Here is a 16,500-nt window from a genome sequence, read left to right on the forward strand (position 1 = left end):
GTCATTTAGGTAGTAGGTGTGAATCATTATTTTTTACCTTTTTCTTTGATAAACTTCCTGGCATTTTTCATACCGCCTACACCTTTAAACATTTCATTGAACTTTTCAGTTTCAATCTGCTTAAAATTTAAATCCTCATACTTAGCTTCTTTTTTTAACTTTAAATAATTTGAAAGCCTATCTTCAGTCAGCAAGCCGTTATTAATAGCTTCTTGCACTGCGCATTTGGGTTCACTAGAATGCGTGCAATCATTAAATTTGCATTTTAGTGATAGTTCATCAATATCAGCAAAGGTTTTTGATAGATCGGCGCTATCGATTCCAAGTTCTCTCATGCCCGGAGTATCAATAACAACACCACCGCTTGGAAGAACAATGATCTCTCGCCTTGTAGTCGTATGCCTACCCTTATCATCATTTCTTATATCTTTTGTTATAAGCGTATTTTCACCTAGAAGCTTGTTGATCAATGTTGATTTCCCAACGCCAGATGAGCCTATGAATGCAATAGTTTTTCCACTGCCAAGATATTTTTCAACAGATACATATCTCTCATCACTCATACTTGAAGTAACAAGTACATCAACCCCACAAGCAACAGTCTCTAAATCTACCAGTTTTTGTTGGAGATTATCGCATAAGTCAGCTTTTGTTAGTACGATGACGGGAATTGCACCACTATCCCAGGTAATCCCAAGGTAACGTTCTACTCTGCGAAGATTGAAATCATTATTCAGCGACATACAAATAAAAACCGTATCAATGTTTGACGCGACAATTTGCTCATCATTCGATGTCCCTGAAGCCTTTCTAATAAAGGCACTTTTCCTTGTCAGCACTTTGTGAATAATGGCATTTCCGCTACTATCCTCCGTTCGATCGAGCATAACAAAATCTCCAACCGCTGGATAATCAGACAAAAGTGTCGCATCAAAACGAAACTTTCCAGAAATTTGTGCCATTATCTCTCCATTTTCTGTTGCAACCTTGTATAGGTTCTTATACTGTGAAATTATGCGCCCAATATATAGACCTGTATATAAAGTAGCCTCAGTCAAAAATCTTTGGCTAAGACCTAAATTTTTCATATCTATTTTACTCAATTTTATTTACCTCCTAAGTTTTATTTGCAACTTATGGGAGGTTGACACACTATATTATTTTGTATCCACCTCCCGAATAGTCACAATCTCTAATTTAAAATTACTAAACATAAAAAACAACTCCTTCCTTTTTTTTATATTAACTAACTATTTATTTCTACTCATGTAAATTATAATTCCACTATTTGTTAATGTCAAAATTAATTTAGTATGCGTTTTTTACCATAATTTATACTTAATTGTAAATTATTATGATACTATAGAATTGTAATTTACTTAATAGAAGTTCGATAATGATAGCAGTTTGTGAATTTTCCACTTAAATTATTGTGATACAATTCCCAGTTAAAAGGAGGACTATTGTTGGATATCTTTTTTGAAATACATAAAGACATACCTAGAGAGGGACCGGGAGATAACCAATCCACCAAAAAGGCTTATGAAATATTAAAGGAGATTCCAAGCAACCCAAATATTTTAGATATTGGGTGTGGACCAGGAATGCAGACTATAGAGTTGGCAAAGCATACAGATGGAAATATATATGCTCTGGATACTCAAAAACAATTTTTAGACAGGTTAAATGAAAATGCACAAGAAAATAAAGTTAATCATAAAATTAAGACCATTCAAGGTTCAATGTTTAATTTAGGTGAATATTTTGAAGAAAACGAACTAGATCTAATTTGGTCTGAAGAAGCAATATTTATAATTGGCTTTGAAGAAGGACTTAAAAAGTGGAAGCCTTTCCTTAAAAAAGATGGATATCTTGTTGTTAGTGAGGTTTCATGGATTGAAGAGAATATCCCTAAGGAGATTAAAGATTTCTGGGAATCCGATTACCCAAGCATACATCATATTGAAGGAAACATTGAATTAGTTAAAAAGTGTGGATATAAATTAATAGATAAATTCATCATTCCAGAATCAAGTTGGTGGGATCATTATTATATTCATTTAGAAAAGAGAATATCTATTTTGCGTGAAATTCATAGTGATGAGGACGAATGGATAAGTCGACTTGATAATACACAGAAAGAGATTGAAATGTATAGAAAGTATAGTAAGTATTATGGGTATGTTTTCTATATCATGCAACGATAGAATACTGTTGAAGCTAGATAAAGAAACGTATAACATCTATTAAGACGGTGCGCTAACAAAAAGACAAGGAGTAACTTCATCCTTGTCTTTTTGTAATTCCCTGTTGTTTATTTAAGATTGTATACTCGCTCTTTCGATTAGAAGTTCCTTCATATAACGAACCATTAATTTCTTTCTGATCAGGAGATGCTGCACTGACTAGTAACTTTATCCAATACTCTTTAAACATTTTAATGTTTCATCAAGCTGCTCTCTTGCCCACTCTTCAATACTCTTATCAGAATATTGTCTATAAGCACCTTCAATTACCATCAACAGAAATAAATATACTTTATAAATTACAACTCTTATAGACTCATCTTTGTCCAACTCACTTTTATCCATATATGCATTCATGAAATTCTTGTCATCTAACCAAAATCCACATACTGGATCTAGTAAGCTATCGCCAAATAGCGCTCGTTCGCAGTCAATAATACCAGTAATCCTAAATGATTTGATATCAAAGAAAATATTACCTTCCCATAAATCTTTATGTACAAGAGAAGGTTTTTTCACTTTATTTAAAACATCTTTGTACTTACTAATCATTAGATATAATTCATCATACGTATAGGGAAGTATTACATCCTTTTCTTCAGCATCATCTAAAAGTTCTTTTATCATGCTTAGAAAAGCTTCTGACCATGTACTAAATCGCTTATCTGCTCGAGATATAGAACCAAAGTATTCTCCATCTATTCCATTTATTTCATTTACATACTTTCCAAGTTGTGAAGATATAGCATTATATTGTTGATGACTAATTTTATCACTTATAGTGTCTAGAGGTTTCCCCTCGACAAACTCCATAAAAAAATAGTCGCTATCAATAATTTCTTTACTTTTATCATAAAAAAGAACTTTAGGTACAGGAATAGATCCCATTTCATCAATACTATTCAATGTAAAAACTTCAGTTTCCATTAAGTTTTCCTCATAACGCATTACCTTCACTTCTTTTCGAGGTGAAACCTTTAGCACTGCTCTATACCCATTTTTGAAAACAACTAAATACGCAGTGTTGAAATATCCCTCCGTAAGCTCTTCTATGTTCTTTACTTCTAACTCTTCTCCAAAAGCTTTCCTTACCATTTTCAAAATTTGTTCCTCTGAAACCTTTGTTTTTGTTATGCTTTCCATCCAAGTTCTCCCTTCTCTATTTAGGGTTGTTACTTATAAACAAACCCAATATTTTTCATAAGGTTATTTAGCAGGGTATAAAATAAATGCTCCCCAAGTCATCACCTGAGGAAGCAAATATTACACTACTAATTTAAATTAAAATTTTCAGATACATTATTGAGGATTATTTGTTAACCCATCACCATATTTAAATTGATGATCTATTGCTTCATAATTATCCATATTCATTGTATCGCTCGCTTGTTCATTTACTTTTGGCCATGTTACAGGTAATGTTCCTGTAAATGCTTTATCACCAAAAAGGACATCAGTCATACCATTCCCTTGAGTTCCTGGCAACCAAGCCATAACAAATCCGTTCCAATCAGCCAAATAGTCATCAACTAGTAAAGGTCTTCCAGCAATCATAACAGTTACAATTGGTTTTCCAGATTCTTTAGCTTCATTAATTGCCTCGACATTTCCATTTAATGATAGAGGTCCATCAACAGATAGATCTGCTGTGTCACCCTCCATTTCAGTATATGGGTTTTCACCTATAGCCAAGACTATAATATCTGCTTCGTCTGGATTATCTACCAATTCTCCTCCATTATTGGACAACACTTCAGATATGGCATCCTTTAAACTAATACCATCATAAAGATCTGGATCCATCTCTCCTTGCCAGCTACTAGTCCATCCACCAGATTGAACACCAACATTATCACTAGCTGGTCCAGTCAAATAGATTTTTGCACTCTTTTCAAGTGGTAAAATATTATCATTTTTTAGTAGAACCATAGACTCTGCTACAGCTTGTCTTGCGATTTCTTTATTTCTTTCCGTCCCAATTTCACCTGGTGTCTTTTCTACTTCCCCGTTAAAGAGACCTGCTTCAAACTTCAAAACTAAATTTCTTCTTACCGCTTCATTCAATCTTTCTTCTGATATTTCTCCTGATTCCACATTATCTAATATAGCGAAGTAAACATCTCTCCAATTAAAAGGTTGCATCAATAAATCTATTCCTGAATTAATTGCCAGAGCAACTTGTTTTGTTAAAGTAGGCGCAATGGTATGAATTGCTTCCCAATCTGAAACAACAAGTCCATCGAATCCAAGTTCTTCTCTAAGTAAATCAGTTAATATTTCTTTATCTCCATGTACTTTCTTTCCATCGATACTATTAAAAGTAGCCATTATCGATTTTGTATCTGCATTTATTGCAGCTTCATAGGCAGGTAAATTACCTTCTAGTAACTTTTCCCTACTAACGGTAACATCTCCCCTATCAATTAAATTGCTATCTTCTCCTGTGCCAAAAGTAGTATAACCATCGCCAATAAAATGCTTTGTTGTAGCTAAAACACCTTCGCCTTGCAATCCATTAATATATGGTACTGCTAGCTCAGAAACTTTTTTGATATCTTCTGAGTAGCTCTCATATGTTCGACCCCATCGAATATCCTGGGCAGAAGACACAGCTGGAGCAAAGTTCCAATCAACTCCTACTGCTTTAACTTCTCTAGCTGTTGCAGCCCCAATAGCCTCCATCAGTTCAGGGTTATTTGCTGCGCCTAAGCCAATGTTGTGCGGAAAAATCGTTGCATTCTTAACATTATTATTGCCATGTACAGCATCAATTCCATAGATAATTGGGATACCAGATGAAGATTCTCTAGCTGCGCTTTGCATTTCGTTATACACCTTAACCCAACCCTCTGGCGTGTTATCAGCTGGTACACTTCCTCCACCGCTTAGGATTGAACCTATATTAAAATCTGTAATCTCTGAAAGCTTAATACCAGACAGCTCTGCTTGTATCAATTGTCCAGCCTTCTCTTCTACTGTCATTTTTTTTATAGCCTTATCTATATCCTCATGTGTTTCAATTACTATTTTACCCCGTTGCTCATCTGTATTCTCTTCTGATTCTTCATTCGTTTCAACATTACATCCGGTAAGAATTAAAAAAAGTACTAATAAAACACCTACAATACGTTTATTCATGTTAATACCTCTTCCTCCTCTATCCTAAATTATCAGTTTAGGATATTTTTTTAAAAAAACATTCCCTAGCCATTTTTTGAATCTTAAAAAGCACGCTCAGTTTCCAAAGAAACCGGTTTCATTAATCCACTTAATTTTACCATATTTTTTTAGTTTGTGAACATTTTTTTATTTTTGTGTTTTTTTTATGAGTGAGAGAAGTGGGGGGAGAAGGAGAAGTAAGGGAGGGAAGGAAGCAAAGAACCGTCCCTTGCTTCCTTTATCTACCTCTTAAAATCACCACTGGTATCAGTATTAAGGACAAGACCCCTCCAGCAATTGATAATGTTTCGAAACTGGAACCAGCAACAACCATTCCTGACAAAGCACCACCAGAAGATCCTGCTAATGCTATAAAAACATCCACTGTTCCTTGGGTTTTGGCACGTGTTGATGGCTCTGTTGAATCGACAATTAAGGCTGTACCACTTATTAAGCCGAAATTCCATCCTAATCCAAGTAAGGATAGAGCAACAATCAAAATAAATACTGAATCAGCCGGTGCAATAGCTGCTATAACCCCTGATAGTAGTAATGTAACGCCAGAAGCAACCGCCATTGCAGAACGACCAATCTTATCAACAAGAATTCCCGTAAAGAGAGATGGAAGGAACATGGCACCTATATGAAAACCGATAACAAGTCCGATTGCCTGCAAATTATGGCCATGATTCCCCATGTGCACTGGTGTCATTGTCATAATGGCAACCATCACCAGTTGAGTAAGTACCATAACCGTAACACCTATCGCAACGCCGCTTTTATTTTGGAGTTGATTAGTAGGATCTGCGTTTTCATCATGCTCATTTTTTTGCTTATTCGCATTTATTTTTAACGCAATGATAAACGGATCAGGACGTAAAAAGACAAATAACACAAGACCTGCTACTATAAATGCGGCTGCGGATAAAATAAATGGTCCTGCGAGTTCTGGAACACCAACCCAATTAGCGAAATCCCCCATAACACCCACTAAGTTTGGACCTGCAACAGCACCAAATGTCGTGGAAACCATCGCTATACTTACTGCAGTACCTCGCTGTTTATTGGTTGCTAAGTCGGTACCTGCATAGCGGGCTTGTAAATTGGTTGCTGTTCCGGCTCCATATACAAGTAGAGAAGCAAATAATATAAACACACTATTTATGATTGCTGCAATCACCACACCTACTGCTCCAATTCCACCTACTATAAATCCTGTCGCAAGACCAATTCGTCTTCCAAAACGGTTAGAAAGTCTTCCTACTATTAATGCAGCTCCTGCTGATCCTAAAGTAAATAAAGCAGCTGGAATACCTGCAAATGCGTTTGTTCCGATCATTTGTTCAGCAAGCAATGCTCCAACTGTTATTCCAGCAGCTAATCCCGCTCCACCAAACATTTGAGAAATAATAACAATAATTAATGTACGTTTATATAATTTTTTCTGTTTCTCCTGATTCTCTATATAACTTTGTGCTAAATCATCCTCTGACATATTAAACACCATCTTCCCTCATAATCACCAAAAAAATTAATAACCTTATCAGACCACTTTACAAGCTCGGTTTGTCTAATGTTGGTAAAGTTTCATCTAATCGAATAGCTGCGATTAATCCTGCACTTATTGGTAAAAGAGCTACCAAGCCAATTGCCCAATTAACGTTTAGTATGTCTGTTAACAAGCCCGCAAATAAGGCGCCAAATGCATAACCACTATCTCTCCAAAAACGATATACTCCCATTGATGAGGCTCTCCATTCGGCTTGAGCTACATCACTAATTGAAGCTTGTAAAGTTGGATATACCATTGCAGTTCCTAGTCCGAGAAGAATAGCTGCTATGAACCATAAGCTATATTGGTTTACAAATAAAATCATCCATAAGGAAAATGATTGAAGCCACATCCCACTAACAATTAAGCCCTTCCGTCCAATCTTATCACTTAACGCACCTGTGAACAGTTGAAAAAATCCCCAAGAAGCTGGATAAATTGCCACTAATACTCCAATTTCAGACACAGTTAAACCAACTTCCGTAAAGAATAACGGGAAAAGTCCCCAAGCCATACCATCTTTAAGGTTCGTGCTTAATCCTGCAAAAGTGATACTAGATAAACTTTTATTCTTAAATGTAGTCGTTTTGAAAACTTCCTTTGCAGATAAAGTCGGACCATTATTGTTCGATGCTTTTGCTTGGAGTTTTATATGTTCTTTTGTATCCCTTACAAGTAAAGAAAAGATAAAACCAATCACAACAATAATAATACCTAAATAAAATGGTTCAGGGCGATTAGAAAAATTTGTTGCAACAAAACCAGAAGCAGCAGCCATTACTGCTACACCTATATACCCTGCAAATTCATTTAACCCTACCGCAAAGCCTCTTTGAGTAGGTTTTGCTATATCAATTTTCATATTTACTGTCATGGACCAAGCTAATCCTTGGTTGATACCTAAGAATATATTTGCTACTACAATCATCCACCATGAAGTTGCAAAAATAACCAACAATGGGACTAGTAATCCGACGCTCCAACCGATGAGAAGGACTTTCTTTCTTCCTAATCGGTCTGCAATAGCACCTGCAAAGTAATTTACAATAGCCTTTGAAAATCCAAAGCTAATAATAAAAGATAATGCCGCACTTGCTGATGCTAACCCAAAATCTTCTTCTCCGATAATCGGGAGGATGGTTCTCTCCAATCCGACCATTGAGCCGACAAAGAAGTTTGTCACAACGAGAAGGATGAAATTAATAAAATTCTCCTTAATTCCAATTTCTATTTTATTCAAACCATTCACCCCCAAAAAGGGAGAACCAAATAGAGGTTCTCCCCTTATTAATTTCCTTAATTAGTTTTTCTCATCGCTTTAAATTCTTCCTGTTTCCACTCATGAACTCCTTCTTCCATACGATAAGCATCGTATCCACGGGAGTTTAACGTTTCTACAACTTGTGTCGCATAAGCGCAATATGGGCCACGACAATACGCAATGATTTTTTTATCCTTTGGAAGAGTGGCAATACGCTCCTCCAAGTCCTGAACAGGTATCGATAGTGCTCCTGAAATATGTTGATTTTTATATTCATCTTCTGGTCTAACATCAATTAGAACAACCTCTCCATCTTGTATCTCTTTCAACATATCTTTAAGTTGCACTATTTTAACCTTTTCATTTCTTTCTATATAGTCTTTCTTTACGAGTGTGATATCACCAAACTGTATTTCAGCTAGGTTTTTAACTGAATGCAAAAGTTCAACTACGTTTTCATCTGCTAAAGCGTAATAGACAAAGTTTTTATCTCTTCTATAGTTAACTAATCTAGCATCAAGCAGTGACTGAAGATGTTTCGACGTATTTGCTACAGACATTTTTGTGTCATTAGATAACCTCTCCACTGATTTTGGTCCATGAGATAAATAATCTAATAACTCAAAGCGCTTTGGACTAGAGAGTGCTTTACTAATTCGAGCGAACTGACTATAGACAAGATCTTTAAATTCTCTAGATTCCAAATCATCACTCCTATTCTAATCAACTATTTAGTTGAATTGTATAATGTACAATTTAATTTGTAAAGTGCTTCAAAAAATTGATGAATAAAAAGTACTGCAAATTGCGATGCGAAAAGCATGGGGACGGTTCTTCGCTTCCTTTTTTATACTTTCATAAAATTAAAGCCGATGTTCCTAATTAAATTGGAAGATCGGCTTTTTCTTCTTTATTTTATCTAATAACAGGTTATGTGAGGTGAGGCGCGTTAATCTACAAATCACTCATACTCATATTCTTTTAAAGACCATGAATATGACCAATTCCGCGGGTGTCTAGGGTAAATAGTGGAAAATGCATTTAATATCTACTAAATTATTCTTCCGCCGGTAGCGGTAATAACTCTACTTGGTCGAATGCAGTTAATGCATCAATCAAAATATCTCTCCAAATATCGCTATCAAACTCATTTTTAATCGGATCAACGTTATTTTCTCCTGTATTAAGTTTACGGACTAGAACTTCCCAACCTTGATTAACCGCCTTTAATCGGTCAATATTTTTCGACGAGATCACCTCACCTTGTGTCAAATCTTTCTGGACAAGGTTTAGCACCTGTTGATGATAATTAATAAACTCTTCAATCCTTTGTCTATCGGCATGTGGCGCAATCTCTTTTGCATATGGTAAATTCTTAAGATTATCTACCCGTTGATTAATGAGGGTTAAATCTTTTTTTCTACGTTCAACTAAATCCATATTAATACTATTCATATTTTCTGAATGTGATGTAACCTGATTTGCCTGAGCATACAATTCACTAATTGTATTATTCCATGTTATATTAATTTCTCTTCCCATCTCTGTTTTCTTTGAATATAGATTAAAATTAATGATAGCCGACACGACCAATGTGATTATGAGTAAAGGGACAGCAATTCGTGAAAGCCATTGTTTTCTATTTGTTTTTTCCATTTGTATTTACCTCCTGTACTTTAATGTTTTCATCATACTATTTATTCAAAAAGGAATAAAATGAATAAACGCAGGTGGATTACTGTACAGATTCCCCATATGTGGAATGATAAACAGACGATCATATGTCAAAAACAACAATAAAAGTGCATAGAAGAAGCATTTTCCTATGAAATAACCCTTCTATCATCCCAGGCATAAAATAGCCTACCTACTTCTTAATAATCACCAAATCAAAATAAGACTGAATCATGAAGATTCAGCCTTATCCACCAGCTTTTCTAAGGTAACAATACCTTATCAATAACATGAATCACGCCATTAGACGCTTCTATATCCGCTTTAATAACATTTGCTTTATTGACCATTACAGGATCTAATGCTATTTTCACTTTTTCATCTGCAAGCGTTTTAAGCTTCAATCCATCTTTTAAATCTCCAGACATCATTTTATCTGATACCACATGATACAAGAGAATTTTCTTCAAATCATCCCTTGCTAATAGCTCTTCAGCTGTTATATCTAGTTCCTTTAGTAGCGTTTCAAATGCTTCATCTGTCGGTGCAAATACAGTAAAGGGGCCCTTTCCTTTTAATGTATCAACCAAATCAGCTTTTTCTAATGCTGCAATCAATGTATTGAAGCTACCTGCTTCTTTCGCAACATCGACAATATCTTTTTCAGTTTCAGTATTGTCCGCAGCAAATACCCCACTCTCAAATGACAAAACCAACATAACAGCAAACAGTACCATCGCTAAACTTTTCTTTAACATAAGTAAATTCCTCCTTTATTAATCCTTTATAAAGTTACACAACTTGACTTCTATCTTCCTTTTTAAAAATTCCACCCCCAAATATTAACGCTCTAAAAGGTAGTATTCTAATAATTAATGTATTTATCCTGATTTCAACCAAAAAATTCTATAAGCTTACGTCTTGATAAACGGAAGCAGGGGACGGTTCTTTGCTTCGGATAACAAATTCTCGTTAATTTTCCCCCTAAAAAAGGAGAACCAAATAGAGGTTCTCCACTTTATTATTTTCCTTCATTAGTTTTTCTCATCTATTTAAGACCTTCAGTGTGATTTAAAATTAAATTGCTTTCTTCATATAATTTTCTTAATATTACCCGATCTTAATCGTGACTTTAAACAAATCACCGTCTACATAAATATCTAACGTGCCTTCGTGTAAATCAATAATCGATTTAGAGATGGCTAGCCCAAGTCCTGAACCTTCTGTATGGCGAGATTCATCTCCTCGTTTAAAGCGTTCAAATAGCTCATCGATGTTTTCACTAAGCTCATAATTCGAAATATTTTTGAATGTAATGATGACTTGACTATCTTTCTCTTTCACATCAATATAAGCTCTTGTGTTTGGAACGGAATATTTAAGGATGTTTCCAATTAAATTATCAAATACGCGCCACATTTTTTGCCCATCGACTACTGCAAAAATTGGCTTTTCAGGATGGTTAATTCGAAAAGCTATCGATGATTTTTCTATATCTTTATCGAATTCGGCAAGTGCTTGTTCTAACAATTGAGTGATATCCACACGATTTCTTATCAATTCCACATTGCCACTAGCCATTTTAGATGCTTCAAACAAATCGTCAATTAACACTTTTAAGCGCTTTGACTTTTGGTCAATTACATCGATATACGACAGTCTCTCTTCTTCTGTTAAATTAGGATCCTTTAAATGTTCCGCATAGTTCATGATGTTAGTTAATGGTGTACGTAAATCATGACTAACATTTGTAATCAATTCTGTCTTAAGTCGCTCACTCTTGGCTTGTTCATTCTGCGACGCTTTTACACCATTTTTCATTTTATTAATACTGCTCGCTAATTTTGCTAGTTCGGACTTTCCTTTCACCTCTAAATCTGGCTTAAGATGTCCATTGGCTATCGCATTTGCATGTATTAAAATCTTGTTAAATTGACCTACTTTTTTGATGATAATAATAAAAAGTGGAACTATTACAAGAAAGAAGCCAATAAGCATGATTGTAAGCAAACCTGATTCTACTCCTGTGAGCCCAGTCACTAATCCAAATAGGAAGAAAGCAGTTAATCCCACAAAAACCTTTGTTACTACTTTTATATTTGCAAAAAAATCTCGGATCGTCCTTAAAAACCGGATGACTAGTGCATTTTTCCAATCCGCTTCTAAAGATGCGAAATCTGTGAACCTTCGATAAAAATAAATACCTTGCATTAGACATAACCCAAACACAATTATTACGTTAAATAAGTGGTTCATTAACCCCCTCGTAAAACTTCCATAATAAAAGAAGCCCCTATACTGAGAAGTTAACAACGTTAAGATAACAGTAAACCCTAACAACAGAATAGCCACGTCAAAAGGGATCTTCTTATACAACGATTCACCCTTTTGTGGTGCAATTCTTCCAACTATTTTGTGTTTATTTTCTAGCATAATCGTGACGGCTAATACAACAGCAGCTCCTACTGTATATATCCAGAAAAGAACTGACTGACTCGCATATTCTCTTACACCAATCCACGCTGCTAACACGCCACTTGCACCAAAGCTAAATAAAACAAGCCATGTGATAATCCCCATTTTACTTTTCCATTTTGTATCCAATTCCCCATACCACCTTTAAATATCTTGGATTTTTTGGATCGACTTCTATTTTTTCACGTATGTTACGAATATGAACGGCAACCGTTTTTTCCGTTTGATAGGAAGGTTCATTCCAAACCCGTTCATACAATTCCGATGTGGAGAACACACGACCTGCATTCACCATTAACAACTCGGTAATTTTATATTCAATTGCGGTTAATTTCACCGCCTCACCATTGACCGCTACTTCTTTCATCTCTTGATCAAGTGTCAAGCCATTCAGATCAATCGATTTACTTTTCCCTTCATAATAACCTAACGTCACATATCGTCTTAATTGCGACTTGACTCTCGCTATTAGCTCTAAAGGATTAAAAGGCTTTGTTAAATAATCATCCGCTCCAATTTGAAGTCCTAAGATTTTATCCGTATCTTCGCTTTTGGCACTTAACATTAAGATTGGAATATTTCTATCCTCTCGTATTTTGAATGCAGTCGCTATCCCATCAAGCTCTGGCATCATCACATCTAATACAATCAGGTGAACATCTTGCCCGTTTAATAGCTCCAAAGCCTCTAGCCCATCTTGTGCTTTCAAGACTTTCATCCCTTCATTTTTTAAGTAAATTTCAATACTATTACGTAACGCTTCATCATCATCTACCACTAACACACAATATTGCTCCAATGCACCATTCCTCCTTCCGGTAAAAATTATTATGTCATTATTATAGGCCACAATTATAAATAAAAAGGTACGATAAAAATAAAGAATTTATAAAGATTGGAAGCATGTGAAAGCATGGGGACGGTTCTCCGCTTCCCTTCTATATACTTTCACAAAATTAAAGCCGATGTTCCTAGTTGGAAGATCGGCATTTTCTTCACTTAACTAATAACAGATTACGTATGGTGAAGCGCCTTAATCTAAACATCATTCATACTTATATTTTTTTAAGGCTATAAATACGACCAATTCCGCGGGGGTCTCGGATAACCCACTGTTGTCAGATCTTTTACATGATAGATTTCCCTATCTCCAATAGCCGTCATTACTTCCTCTACTCTTTCGTTATACCCTGTAATTTTTCCTTCTCCCCATGCAATGATCGTCACTTTTGCATCATCAATGGAGTCATTTAGAATAACGTCAGATCTCTATGTGTTATTAAAAAAGTTCATTAATAAAACAGAAAACCTTGCAATTTACCAAACAATACATTAATATGTTTATTATAAAACAAACAAATTTAATAAACGTTTATAAAAAAACAAAAAAGGAGTGTGTTTACATGTCTGTTGACGAATTATTCTGGAATGCCTCTGTTGAGGAACTGAAAAATGGTTATATCTATGACAATAGCAACGAGCAATTCACCTGTATTGTCTGCAACGAATCTTACCAAAAAGGGATCATCTACCCCTCAGATGGTGTGCTGTATGAGGCGGAGCTTGCCATCAAACATCACATTAGACAGCAGCATGGATCGATGTTTCACTACTTGATCAACATGGATAAGAAGTACACAGGAATAACAGCTGTCCAAAAAGAAATATTAGGCCACTTTAAAAGTGGTTTGTCTGACAAAGAAATAGCCGCAGAACTTGGGTCTGGAAGTACATCAACCATTCGTACGCACCGCTTTAAGTTAAAGGAAAAAGAAAAACAAGCAAAAATATTTCTAAGTTTAATGGAGCTATTGAACAGTGAGGAAGAACAAGGAAAGGATGAGGAAAAACTGATTACCATTCATAAGGGGGCAACAATGGTAGACGACCGTTATGCCATCACAGAACAGGAACGGGAAAAAGTACTGACCACTTATTTCAAACAAGGACTGAAAGGAAAACTTAGTCAGTTCCCGAGTAAAGAAAAGCGAAAAATCATTGTACTTCAACACATTTTAAAACGCTTTGATGCGAATAAAACGTATACAGAAAAAGAAGTAAATGAGATCATCAAGCAAGTCTTCGACGACTTTGTAACCATCCGTCGATACTTTATAGAATACGGCTTTATGCTCCGTAATAAAGATGGGAGTAGCTATTGGTTGAATAAATAAGGATATGAAAGTAAGGAAGCGGGCCAGTTTGATTACGGGTTCCGTTACCTATCGCAAAACTTGAAATTACACTGTCAAATGTACCTAAAATGCATAACGAATTACCGTATTTTGTAGTGACAATTGTAATTGAAATTAAAAAATCTCAGTTCACTGAACTGAGATTTTTGTCCTATTTATTTTCAATTGCTTCTTCAACTAAAGCTCCCTTTACTTCAATAAGAAAAGGCATTTCTTCTTCTTAAAGAAATACCTCTGTTATCTTAATAATAAAATCAGATTAGTTTGGGAAACATTTATATGAGGTGATTTTATGGATAAAGAAGATATAAAGCTCACATCTTCCGAGATAGGAACGCTATGGGGTCAATATATAAACGGAACAGCCGTCGATACGGTAAACAAATATATGGTATCTATCATTGAAGATGAAAAAATTAAAGCCCTTTTTGAAGAAGCAATATCTATATTTGATAAACAAAAGCAACAAATAGTTTCCTTTCTTGAGAAAGATGGATTTCCAATCCCAATAGGATTTACTGATTATGATTTAAATAAAGGGACAAAACGATTATTTTCAGATATATTTTGTGTGCACTATTTACACATTATGACTTTACACGGTTTATTAGGTCATACCACTTCTCTTAGTTCCTCTGTTAGAAAAGATTTACGATATTTTTATGATTCGTGTGATACCGATGGGAAGAAGATGTATCACCAAACAACAGATTTATTATTAGAAAAGGGGCATTTGCAAAGAGACCCTTACTTTTTCCCTGAAGCAAATCCTGAGTTTGTCCAAGGTCAAAAATTCACCGATGGGTTTTTTGGTGAAAAACGTCCTTTAGCAGCTACTGAAATCGTCGCTTTATCGCTTAATATGAAAAAGAAAATACTAGGAAAGGCTCTTTCCATTGGGTTTAGTCAAGTGACACAATCAAAAGAAATAAGGGAATTTTTGAAATCTGCACAAAAAACCTCTGACGAGCAAATTCAATCATTGGGCAAAATATTGCATGAAGATAATTTACCCATACCAATATCTTGGGAAACCGAAGTTAATACTTCTCAAGAAGCTCCTTTTTCAGATAAATTAATGTTGTACCATATTGGGTTTTTATTGCAAGCAGCACAATCCTATCACGGAGCAGGACTAGCATCAGCAATGCGAGCAGACCTTGTGATAGCTTATGAAAAAATTATATTAAAAAATATAACAGTCACAAAAGACTGGTTTAACTTAATGACTAAGAATAAGTGGTTGGAGCAACCACCACTTGCTCCCAATCGAAAAGATATAGCAAAAGATAAATAAAAAGAAAAGCCTTTGAGAGCAAAAAGGCTTTTCTTTTTGACTTAAATTCCTTCTTCCACATTACTGCCATTTACTTGAATAAGATAATAGGCGTTGTGATATCCTCTCGGCATTGAAATACCGAGCTTCCCAGGGAAGACCTCTCAAAGAGACGTGGGAGCGGCTCATTACGGTGGAGGCTCTATCTCACGACATTACCCGTGTTGTTCCATTTCTGACCCACTTTCGAACATGACCGCTATATCTCGTACCACACGAGACTCCTGCATCGGATTATACCGCACAGGCACTTGGACTATCAGTGAAATCCGTCTTACGACGTCAATCACCTACACCGCCAAACTAGTGCTAATTGCAATATTATTAGCCGCGTTTAAATCAGCATGGTTTTTGTATCGGCATTTTTTGCATTTGAATGTTTCCTTGTGTCGATTCCCTTTATCTGCATGTTTACAACAAAAGCAAGTTTGACTCGTTTTATATGGATTAATATCAACAACCGGAATATTGAATTTTAAGGCCCTCTCTTTGATAAATTGCTTTAATTGATAAAACGACCAAGAGTGGATGGTTCTATCGGCTTGTTTCAAGCTACGACAAGTGCTTCGGATGTCATCTAGTTGTTCTAACTTCATCATAGG

15 protein-coding genes are annotated in these 16,500 nt (G+C 35.4%); 3 read left to right on the forward strand and 12 right to left on the reverse strand.

Annotated elements, in window-relative coordinates; all coding sequences use genetic code 11:
- Positions 1-26 precede the first annotated feature (26 nt).
- Positions 27-1,103: a ribosome small subunit-dependent GTPase A gene (gene rsgA / locus D2K40_RS14755; RefSeq protein ID WP_117157109.1), complete on the reverse strand. Its 1,077-nt coding sequence runs from the start codon at positions 1,101-1,103 to the stop codon at positions 27-29.
- Positions 1,104-1,466: 363 nt separating this feature from the next.
- On the opposite strand from rsgA, the gene D2K40_RS14760 reads away from it, so the two are divergent.
- Entirely contained in the window at positions 1,467-2,207 is a 741-nt protein-coding gene (locus D2K40_RS14760) for a class I SAM-dependent methyltransferase (protein WP_117157110.1), read from the forward strand.
- Between the two features lie 207 nt (positions 2,208-2,414).
- Here the strand turns inward: D2K40_RS14760 and D2K40_RS14765 are convergent, their stop codons facing one another.
- From D2K40_RS14765 to D2K40_RS16475, 10 genes are all read right to left on the reverse strand, one after another.
- On the reverse strand, positions 2,415-3,389 hold the full coding sequence (locus tag D2K40_RS14765; protein ID WP_117157111.1) for a phosphotransferase family protein: 975 nt from the start codon (positions 3,387-3,389) through the stop codon (positions 2,415-2,417).
- A gap of 156 nt (positions 3,390-3,545) precedes the next feature.
- Positions 3,546-5,384: a glycoside hydrolase family 3 protein gene (locus tag D2K40_RS14770; RefSeq protein ID WP_117157112.1), complete on the reverse strand. Its 1,839-nt coding sequence runs from the start codon at positions 5,382-5,384 to the stop codon at positions 3,546-3,548.
- Positions 5,385-5,643: 259 nt separating this feature from the next.
- Positions 5,644-6,900, reverse strand: coding sequence for an MFS transporter (locus D2K40_RS14775; protein WP_117157122.1), 1,257 nt, complete (start codon positions 6,898-6,900; stop codon positions 5,644-5,646).
- A 58-nt stretch (positions 6,901-6,958) separates the two neighbouring features.
- Positions 6,959-8,197: an MFS transporter gene (locus tag D2K40_RS14780; protein WP_117157113.1), complete on the reverse strand. Its 1,239-nt coding sequence runs from the start codon at positions 8,195-8,197 to the stop codon at positions 6,959-6,961.
- Between the two features lie 56 nt (positions 8,198-8,253).
- Positions 8,254-8,922: an ArsR/SmtB family transcription factor gene (locus D2K40_RS14785; RefSeq protein ID WP_117157114.1), complete on the reverse strand. Its 669-nt coding sequence runs from the start codon at positions 8,920-8,922 to the stop codon at positions 8,254-8,256.
- A 352-nt stretch (positions 8,923-9,274) separates the two neighbouring features.
- Positions 9,275-9,874 (reverse strand): hypothetical protein, encoded by a 600-nt coding sequence (locus D2K40_RS14790; RefSeq protein WP_117157115.1) that lies wholly within the window; start codon positions 9,872-9,874, stop codon positions 9,275-9,277.
- 281 nt (positions 9,875-10,155) lie between these two features.
- The gene (locus tag D2K40_RS14795; protein WP_117157116.1) at positions 10,156-10,650 is read right to left on the reverse strand and encodes a fasciclin domain-containing protein; all 495 of its coding nucleotides are present in this window, start codon (positions 10,648-10,650) and stop codon (positions 10,156-10,158) included.
- Between the two features lie 352 nt (positions 10,651-11,002).
- A complete protein-coding gene (locus D2K40_RS14800) occupies positions 11,003-12,496 on the reverse strand; it encodes a HAMP domain-containing sensor histidine kinase (RefSeq protein WP_229666786.1) in 1,494 nt (497 codons plus the stop codon).
- Positions 12,474-13,166: a response regulator transcription factor gene (locus D2K40_RS14805; protein WP_117157117.1), complete on the reverse strand. Its 693-nt coding sequence runs from the start codon at positions 13,164-13,166 to the stop codon at positions 12,474-12,476. Before D2K40_RS14805 ends, D2K40_RS14800 begins: the two co-directional genes overlap by 23 nt.
- A gap of 272 nt (positions 13,167-13,438) precedes the next feature.
- Entirely contained in the window at positions 13,439-13,594 is a 156-nt protein-coding gene (locus D2K40_RS16475; RefSeq protein ID WP_162879236.1) for a hypothetical protein, read from the reverse strand.
- 176 nt (positions 13,595-13,770) lie between these two features.
- Here D2K40_RS16475 and D2K40_RS14810 point away from each other — a divergent pair, with 176 nt between their 5' ends.
- Complete coding sequence (locus tag D2K40_RS14810) at positions 13,771-14,541, forward strand: DUF2087 domain-containing protein (RefSeq protein ID WP_117157118.1); 771 nt, start codon at positions 13,771-13,773, stop codon at positions 14,539-14,541.
- 313 nt (positions 14,542-14,854) lie between these two features.
- Positions 14,855-15,859, forward strand: a complete 1,005-nt coding sequence (locus D2K40_RS14815; protein ID WP_117157119.1) for a DUF3231 family protein — start codon at positions 14,855-14,857, stop codon at positions 15,857-15,859.
- A gap of 329 nt (positions 15,860-16,188) precedes the next feature.
- On the opposite strand, the gene D2K40_RS14820 is transcribed toward D2K40_RS14815, so the two are convergent.
- The coding region (locus D2K40_RS14820; RefSeq protein ID WP_162879237.1) for a zinc ribbon domain-containing protein at positions 16,189-16,500 on the reverse strand (312 nt) is incomplete at its 5' end.

Source organism: Paraliobacillus quinghaiensis (assembly GCF_003426025.1).
Lineage (GTDB): Bacteria > Bacillota > Bacilli > Bacillales > Amphibacillaceae > Paraliobacillus_A > Paraliobacillus_A quinghaiensis.